The sequence below is a fragment of the Micromonospora sp. U56 genome (assembly GCF_018070095.1).
Classification (GTDB): Bacteria; Actinomycetota; Actinomycetes; order Mycobacteriales; family Micromonosporaceae; genus Micromonospora; species Micromonospora purpureochromogenes.
Map to the genome: position 1 here is coordinate 1 of NZ_JAGPYL010000266.1, position 1,149 is coordinate 1,149.

1 protein-coding gene is annotated in these 1,149 nt (G+C 69.3%); it reads right to left on the minus strand.

Annotated features, from left to right (window positions below; genetic code table 11):
- On the minus strand, positions 1 to 1,100 hold a 1,100-nt coding region (locus KBX37_RS33905), incomplete at its 3' end, for an RNA-guided endonuclease TnpB family protein (protein ID WP_210779891.1).
- Between the last annotated feature and the right edge of the window lie 49 nt (positions 1,101 to 1,149).

Consider the following 1,149-nt stretch of genomic DNA (forward strand, 5'->3'; position numbering starts at 1 on the left):
GGCAGGGGTGCCGGTCTTACCTGCGCTCCACAGGCGTTTAGGCTCTCGGCGCGTCCCGCCGCGAGTATGTTTCTGGCCGCGTTGACGTCCCGGTCGTGGGCGGCCCCGCACGGGCAGGTCCACGACCGGACGGACAGCGGCTTGGGTCCGTCGATCCGGCCGCACGTCGAGCATGTCTGCGACGTGGGCAGGAACCGGTTGGTCTTTGCGAACGTCCGCCCGCGCCGGGCGGCCTTGTACTCCAACATCTGCACGAACTGCGCCCAGCCCGCGTCGTGCACCGATTTGGCCAGCCGGGTCCGGCCGAGACCGACGACGCACAGGTCCTCGACGTACACCGCTTGGTTGTCGCGGATGATCCGTGTCGAGAGCTGGTGCTGCCAGTCCCGCCGGCTGTCGGCCACCCGAGCGTGCGCGCGGGCGACCTTGACGACGGCCTTCTTGCGGTTGTTGCTGCCCCGCTGCTTTCGGGACAGGTCCTGCTGCAACCGGCGCAGTTTGCGGGCCGCGCGACGCAAGAACTTCGGGGCGGCGACCTTCCTGCCGTTGGACAGGACGGCGAAGTGGGTCAACCCGAGGTCGATTCCCACCTCGGCGTCGACCGGAGGCAGCGGGTCGTCGGCGGCGACCACAACGAACGAGGCGAAGTACCGACCAGCCGCGTCCCGGATGACCGTGACCGAGGTTGGTGCGGCCGGCAGATGCCGGGACCAACGCACCGCAAGGTCGCCGACCTTCGGCAACCTGAGCCGGCCGTTGTCGAGCACCTTGAACCGGGCGTTCGCGGTGAACCGGATCGCCTGCCGGTTGTCCTTGCGGGACCGGAACCTCGGCGGGGCGACCTTGCGGCCCTGGCGCTTGCCGCTGATCGAGGTGAAGAAGTTCCGGTACGCGACGTTAAGGTCCGCGAGGGCCTGCTGGAGTACCACCGCCGACACCTCGCCCAGCCACTCCCGCTCAGGCGTCTGCTTCGCCTGGGTGATGACCCGCTTCGACAGGTCACCATCCGACAGGTACGCCTCGCCTGCCTCGCGCGCCTGCTGGCGTGCGCGCAGCCCGTCGTTGAACACCACCCGCGCGCACCCGAACGCCCGCGTCAGCGAAACCTGCTGAGCGGGCGTCGGGTAGACGCGGTAGTTGTACCGAAGC